This window comes from Bacillus sp. AFS077874, from assembly GCF_002566505.1.
Taxonomy (GTDB): domain Bacteria; phylum Bacillota; class Bacilli; order Bacillales; family Bacillaceae_G; genus Gottfriedia.
The window spans coordinates 41,155-48,334 of record NZ_NUYF01000011.1; the positions used below are offsets into that span (position 1 = coordinate 41,155).

At 35.3% G+C, this 7,180-nt stretch carries 4 protein-coding genes; 1 reads left to right on the forward strand and 3 read right to left on the reverse strand.

Annotated features, from left to right (window positions below):
- Positions 1-524: 524 nt before the first annotated feature.
- Both COJ46_RS12810 and COJ46_RS12815 read right to left on the reverse strand, forming a co-directional pair.
- Positions 525-3,662: an efflux RND transporter permease subunit gene (locus COJ46_RS12810; protein ID WP_097973389.1), complete on the reverse strand. Its 3,138-nt coding sequence runs from the start codon at positions 3,660-3,662 to the stop codon at positions 525-527.
- Between the two features lie 346 nt (positions 3,663-4,008).
- Entirely contained in the window at positions 4,009-4,833 is an 825-nt protein-coding gene (locus COJ46_RS12815; protein WP_097973387.1) for an amidohydrolase family protein, read from the reverse strand.
- 688 nt (positions 4,834-5,521) lie between these two features.
- Here COJ46_RS12815 and COJ46_RS12820 point away from each other — a divergent pair.
- Positions 5,522-6,763: a helix-turn-helix domain-containing protein gene (locus COJ46_RS12820; protein WP_098565988.1), complete on the forward strand. Its 1,242-nt coding sequence runs from the start codon at positions 5,522-5,524 to the stop codon at positions 6,761-6,763.
- Positions 6,764-7,099: 336 nt separating this feature from the next.
- On the opposite strand, the gene COJ46_RS25240 is transcribed toward COJ46_RS12820, so the two are convergent.
- A partial coding sequence (locus tag COJ46_RS25240; RefSeq protein WP_141540900.1) for a hemoblobin-interacting domain-containing protein occupies positions 7,100-7,180 on the reverse strand: 81 nt, incomplete at its 5' end.

Genomic DNA, 7,180 nt, shown 5'->3' on the forward strand with positions numbered 1-7,180 from the left:
TCCAATTTAGTAAATTTATATAAAGGTTATATTTAGTAGAGTTAAGTATTAATTAGTAAATTTCCCCTAAAAAATAGGGTGGTTGGAATAATCTTTCACATTAAAACGTTGATATATCAATATTGGTAGTCCTGGTATGCTCATTTTCTCATCTAAACAAATTTACATAATTTAAAAAAAGTACAAGTAAATAACATAATTAATTACTTACTAGGATATTGAACGCCCCTCAATCGGGGATGTAGTAGAACAATTATTGCGAAAAAAGAGTAGAAAGATAGGATTTAATACTAAATGTAATCCAGGAGTCTAGCAAATTTGCTGTGTTACGGACCAGAAATGATTGCACTGGGCTGATTGAACGGCGCATTCTATGTAATTTATATCTATAAAAGAATTTCACCAATAGAAAAAAGAACCGTTTATAAAACGATTCTTTGATATAACGACAAGAATGGGCATAAAGTCTACAGCCAAAAACAATAGGATCTAATTCAAGAGATACAATAAATACTTAACACTTCCTAAACGGTTTTTTGAGATTTATGACTGAGGTCACCAACAATGTCGTTGGAACTCTTGTCATATTCCTTATGAAGCCATTTATACAAAATAGGAATCATAAATAAGCTGATAAATGTGGAGCTAACTAACCCACCAATCACAACTATACCGAGAGTTTGAGAGATAATGGTGTCAGTTCGAGATGATAAAGATAAAGGCATTAGTGTTAAAATTGTTGTTAAAGCAGTTGTGAGAATCGGCCTGATTCTAGATAATGTACCTTGTAATATTGCTTCTTCTAAAACGTGTCCTGCCAACCTATTTCTCTCTATTTTATCTACTAATACAATCCCATTCGTAACCACAATTCCAGTTAACATTAACAGTCCGACCAGAGCAGCCAGATTCCATTCTAACTGGAAGATTAGCATTCCAGCGACCGAACCAATGAAGGCAAGTGGTATACAAATTAATACTGTGAGAGGTGCCTTCCATCCCCTGAATACACAGCTGATAATGGAAAGAACGATCAAAATGGAAAATGATAAAGCGATGGCCATTTCAAAAATCATTTCCTTTACTTGCTCAGGAGCTCCTGCAAAAGAGTAATTGACTCCTTCGGGCAGTGGAGTATCCTTAAGTACACTTTTAACTTGTTTGGTTACTTTCCCTACATCTCTAGAGAGTATATTTCCATTAATAACAGCGTAAGGATGACCATCCTTCTCTTGTATCACAGATGAATCTGTGATTGGCGCTGCAACAACAAGCTGATTTAATCTAAAAGTTCTTCCCTCTTTATTAATAAACGATTCGTTACCCATCTGATTTAATAATCGCAGAGCCGGATCTGTTTCATTGATGGCTTGGGCATTCTTACTAGCCACATTCTTAAGATGTAAAACGATAGGATAAGTATTATTGTTAATCGAAATCTCGCCTATTGTGCCTTCAGCTGTATATAACTTGAACCTATTTATGATATCTGATAAATTCAGACCATTTTGTTCAATCATCTTTCTGTTTAAGGTTAATTGATATTGAGAAGCAGTTCCTTCTTCATCAGCCAAACCTTGCACGGAAAGGCCCGGTATCAACTTTAGGCGATTTCCAACAGAGCGTGATAAATTTTCAAGAGTTTGGCTATCCGCACCACTTAAATTAATTTTTAATAAAGAGTCATCTCCCGAAATACTCTTGTCAGTTACCGTGTAAATTGCTGAACTTTTAAGAGAATCCAACTGCTTTTGTAATTGGTTGGTCATTCTAGTTTTATCTGCATTTTTTCCAATACTTAGGGACAGATTGGCTATATTCGGCTGCTGGATCCATCCACCTCCTGCATCAAATACATCGTCTGATTGAGGAGTAAAAGAAGAACCGAGGCCGGAAGAAAATGAAGAAACGTTTGGATTCCTTTGCAAAAGTCCTTCAACCCTCCTCACTTCTTTATCTACTTCACTCAGCGATGTATTTTTAGGTAATTCAATTTGAATACCGAGCTGCCCTGTATTATTCGTCATGGTCAGGAAATTTACAGGAAGCAAGGCTGAGGCTACACCCAAAACAACAAATAAACTTACAGTTATTGTACTAAGAAGCTTTCTTCTCTGAAAAACCCAGCCATAAATCTTATAAGAACGTTGAGCCATGAAATCATCGTGTGCTGTGGGCTTTCCTTTCCAGACAAGATTATACAGAGCAGGAACTACAAGAACTGAAACGACTAAGGAAATAATGAGAGCAATAACAACAGACCATGCAAAACCTGAAAAGGCTGCGCCAACGAGACCACCGACAAGAGCTATGGGAATATATACAGCAACTGTAGTGGCCGTAGATGAAACAATCGCCGGAATCATCTCTTTTACAGCCAGTGTAATGAATGAAAAGCTTTTTAATTCTTTTCCTTCTTTTACTTTTCTGTTGATATTGTCCAAGATCACAATTGAATCATCCACAACTCTTCCCATCGCCACAACAAGGCCGGAAACGGTAAGAATGTTAAGTGAGATTCCTAATAACTTTAGGATACCCGTAGTAGCTAAAAGGCATATTGGCAAGGAAATAGCAATCAATAATGTAGAGCGTACATTGCGAAAGAATAGAAATACGCAAATCATGGAGAATAAGCATCCCAATAATCCCTCTTTAACGAGCCCCTGTAAAGAATGGTTCACCTGCTGCCCTTGGTCAAAAAGTATGGAAGTTTCTACATCATTATTTTTAATCGGTGTTATATCTTGTAGTCGGCTGTGAATGCTTTTCGACAGATTGCTAATATTTGATGAAGGCGTTTTTAATATTTCCAGTACTACACTCGGTGTACCTTTTGTTCTGGAAATGGTCTGAAGATTAACAATTGAATTCGAAATATCTGCCACGTCAAATAGAGAAATGGTCTTACCATCTGCCCGACTTATAGACAACTTCTGCAGATCTGTTTTATTCAGCCCCCAGCCGTTCACTTTTATGGGCACCGTCATCTGCCCGTCTGATAAGTCCCCTTCTGTTTCAGTTGTGTGTTGTTGTTTGAGGGAATTATTGATATCGTCCACACTAAAACCGGACTTAATTAAATCGTCCTTGCGAATTGAGATGGCGTATCCAGCATTTCCACCGCCTGACACTTGAATGTCCTTTATTCCAGGAACAGTTTTAAGACCTTTTACCACTTCTTCTTGTACGGAAGTCCTAAGCATGTTTTCTGTAATATTGACATTATTGCTTTTTAGACTGATTGTCATAATAGGAAGCGAATGCGTACTAAGTCGGTTCACAAGGGGTTTGTCAGATCCTTTTGGCAATGAAATTTCTTCGATCGCTTTATTCACTTGCTGCTCTGCCTTTTCCATATCATATTTCATAGGAAAATTTAGACTTATAAATGAGCCCCCATTAAAGGAATTAGTTTCCACATCTTGAAGATTGTCTACTACCCTGACCGCCTCCTGGATAGGCTTTGTTATATATTCTTTAACCTGATCAGCCTGTAGGCTTTGTGCTTTTACTGTAACCGTAAGTGTAGAATTATTAATTTCAGGAAGATAATCCCTCTGCATTTGAAAGGCTGATATTGCTCCCCATACCAAAATGATGATAGTTAGTGTAATAATAAGGCCAGCTCTTCTAATAGATGCTTGTAATAAACGATTCATTTTCTCCTGATTCCCTCCTTATAAAGAAATTATTATGTACGTTTTACTGCGCCAAAGAAACATGCCAAGCATATTTACCTTTTGAATTGGCATGAAACCTAAACTGCCCTCTTTTTCAGCAAGTAGATAACCAGTGGTAGTTGTAAAATTACGGTCATCGGTTCTGCGTTAAAAGACCCAGCAAGCAAACTTATGTCTCTCTTTAATTTCCTTTCCCCTTTTGAATAGATTAATCTCCATCTGTTAATCTACAATTTCAGATTTGTAAAGCTATATAAATTCTTTGTTAATCCTTTCGAATAACAAAAAAAAGGCACCAACCACAAGGGTTAGTTGCCTCCTTTTCCTATTCAATTAATCCTAAAAAGTTTTTTCCGAGTATGTATTCCTTTTCGTTATCAGGAATTACAAGGGATTCCACCCATCTTTTCTTGTCCGAATAGTCATATTCATTAAATGTCTTCATCCCATATGGTCCGTCACAGCCAAATAGAACTTTACGGTAACCTAAAGCCTCTACCGCTTGTTTTACAATTGACGGATTGAGATAATCACTTGATGTATCAACATATACATTTGGTTGTTCCTTAACGTATTTCCATAGTTTTCTCCAAAATGGTAGACCAGCGTGAGCATAAATTAATTTAAGTTTAGGAAAATTTTCAGGTAGATATTTATAGGAGTCAATCTCAGAAGAAAGATGAATAATCATCGGTACACCTTTTGATTCACATAAAGCAGCAACTGGTTCAAGAGCTTTAATACGATAACCATGCATGAATGGATGAGCCTTTACCCCAATAAAACTAGGGTTTTTAAGATAGAATTCTATTTCTTCCATAAAATTAGGAATCTTAGGGTTCACTGCTACCCAACCTAGAAAACGGTCTGGAAATCTTGCAATTGCAGTAGCCACGATATCGTTTTTCGGCTCGGTAAAAATCTTATATGTGTTACCATAAAGTTTCAAATAGCCATCTTTCACTAGACCATCATAAATTTTATGCCCAATTTGAGGTGTATTAAGTATTAGAAAACGGAATAATCGTTGGATATGATACTGAATGGTACGATCCGATTCAAACATTGTTTCACTCATAGGGGGGATTAGAGCAGTTTTTGCTATATTATTTTTATCCATCCCCTCTATCATTTTTTCTAAAGTCAGCATGGATTCATCCACATGAAAATGGCAATCAATAATTATATAAATCTCCCCTCTTCTACTCTATTATTTCCAATGTATTGCTTTATCAACTTTTAAATTATTCACTTTTAACCTATTTTTACTAGTATCATATATATGCTTTGAAAAAAAGCTTTATTAAATTAAAGACTTCTGAGCAGATTCATTGCACCTTTAGCAGCAAAAGAATTGCTCTTTCTTTTTTACGAATATATTTAAGAGGAACGAGACTTAGCATAGGAGGAGAAGTTCGAAAAATCACTTCATACTTGATCAATAAGTTATAAAATTTGGAAGGATTAATCATTCTTACCCTCCTTACGTCTAATTAATAAATTACGTTTCTCTTCCTCTAACTCTTTCCAATCAAAGATATCAACGGATTCAGCCGAATGATCCATATCTTCATCATTGTAGTTTCCGAAAAGCTTGTAAAAATTATCTCCAAACTGTACTTCAAAGAATATCGTACTCCCTATAGTGTTCGTAATTGGAGTTTCACACAGGACTTTTAACCTACTTTTTCTTTTGAAATTTTAAAAAAAGTTTAAAAAAATCAAAATTGTTATTAAAATTAACCATAGAGACTCGATTGTATTATATCGAATTTGGGTTTTCTTTAGTAAAATACGTACAAAAATTCATAGTAGCGGGATAAAGAGAGGTGTTCACCATGCTAGAGGGACAAATAATCAAATTCTATCGTGAACGTCAGAACATGATGCAGAAGGATTTAGGAATTGGCATCTGTTCAAGTACACATATAAGCAAAATTGAACGAGGATTAACAGAAGTCTCTAAAGAAACGATAGACTTGCTGTCAAAGCGCCTTTGCATTGAAATGGAAACAGAAATTAATACTTACTTTGGCCTAGATTCCCTTTTAAAAAAATGGCATGAATCGATCATTTTAAAACTGAATGCAAAGGCTAAGAGTATTAAGAAACAATTAGAGGCTATTTCTCTACTACAAATACCAGTTATTTACCGTTCCTATACGCTCGTACTTACGAGATATTATTTATTAATAGGGCTGGATCACCAAGCTAAATCTCTAATTGATGAAATGGAAAATTGGTCTGATCTTTCACCATATGAAAACAGCATGCTTCTTCACATTAAAGGGATTAATAGCTTAATGAATAAGGACTTTTATAAGGCAATTTCTTATTTGCAAGGAATCGATTCAACTAATTACAACAACCAAGAGTACTATTATCATTTGGCTGTTGCCTATCATTCTCTCAATTCACGAGTAATGGCTTATTATTATGCCGAAAAGTCTCTGCGCTTTTTCACAGAAATACGCAGTATTACAGGTATGATTGAAGCAGAAATGCTTATGCTAATCCAAGTAGAACAGGACGAGTATTGCGAATCAAAAGATACAGAATACCAAAAATTAATCGAAATGGCGGAAAACTTTAGATTAGACCATCAAAAAGCAATTCTGACCCATAACCTTGCATACCAAAAACTTTGCCAAGGAAAATATGAAACAGCTAGTGAATACTATAAACAATCTATGGATACAAGTGACACACATACCGAAATTTACTTAGCTGCTTTGGAAGGCTATATAAAGGCATTAACGCAACAAGGGTTGAAATCAAGCGAAGAATTACTCCAATTGGCCGAAAAGGGTATTGCTCTTTCTGAAGAACTAAACGAGACAATCTTTAAACATTCCTTTCACTTACATAAATATAAGCTTCAAAACGTTGAAGAAAAATACTACTATTACCTTGAAAAAGAAGCATTTCCTTATTTCAAGAAAATGGCATATGGTCTTTTAATTGAACATTATTCGATAAAGCTGTTCGACTTTCACATGGAAAAAGGCAATGTTAAAGAAGCAAATCAATACGCAACGTATCTCGTGGAAAAGTACCGCAAAAACGATAAATTTGCTTGATTTATAAACTATATCTTTAAGGAAGTCGTGTTACAACAAACATTATATAGAAAGATTGTTTTCATATGTAGCTTTAATCATTAGAGTTGATTGTAGCGGAGGGCACTTTACTCCTTCGGGAAATAGAGGGAAATGGGCGACCTAGGTAAAATGATTCCCCTGAGCGGCACCGAAAGATTTAAAAATATGTGGTGACAACACCTATACTTTCGTTTATAAAGAAAATTTTCTAATTTTAATTTATTTTATTTCCATTTTTTTTAATAACAAAAAAGTGCCAGCTACCTGAGTAAGAGTTTTTCTCTTTTCTCAGGAGCTGGTACTCTTTTTGTTTAGTTATTTTTTAGCAATAACCTGTGTTACTTGTCCATCTTTGTAACCCTTTGCTTTTATTACAATCTTGTAGGATTGAGCCTT

Excerpts from the sequence above, each read along its gene's own strand:
- COJ46_RS12820 (WP_098565988.1), top strand. The coding sequence starts at position 5,522 with ATGCTAGAGGGACAAATAATCAAATTCTATCGTGAACGTCAGAACATG.
- COJ46_RS12815 (WP_097973387.1), bottom strand. The coding sequence starts at position 4,833 with ATGCTGACTTTAGAAAAAATGATAGAGGGGATGGATAAAAATAATATA.
- COJ46_RS12810 (WP_097973389.1), bottom strand. The coding sequence starts at position 3,662 with ATGAATCGTTTATTACAAGCATCTATTAGAAGAGCTGGCCTTATTATT.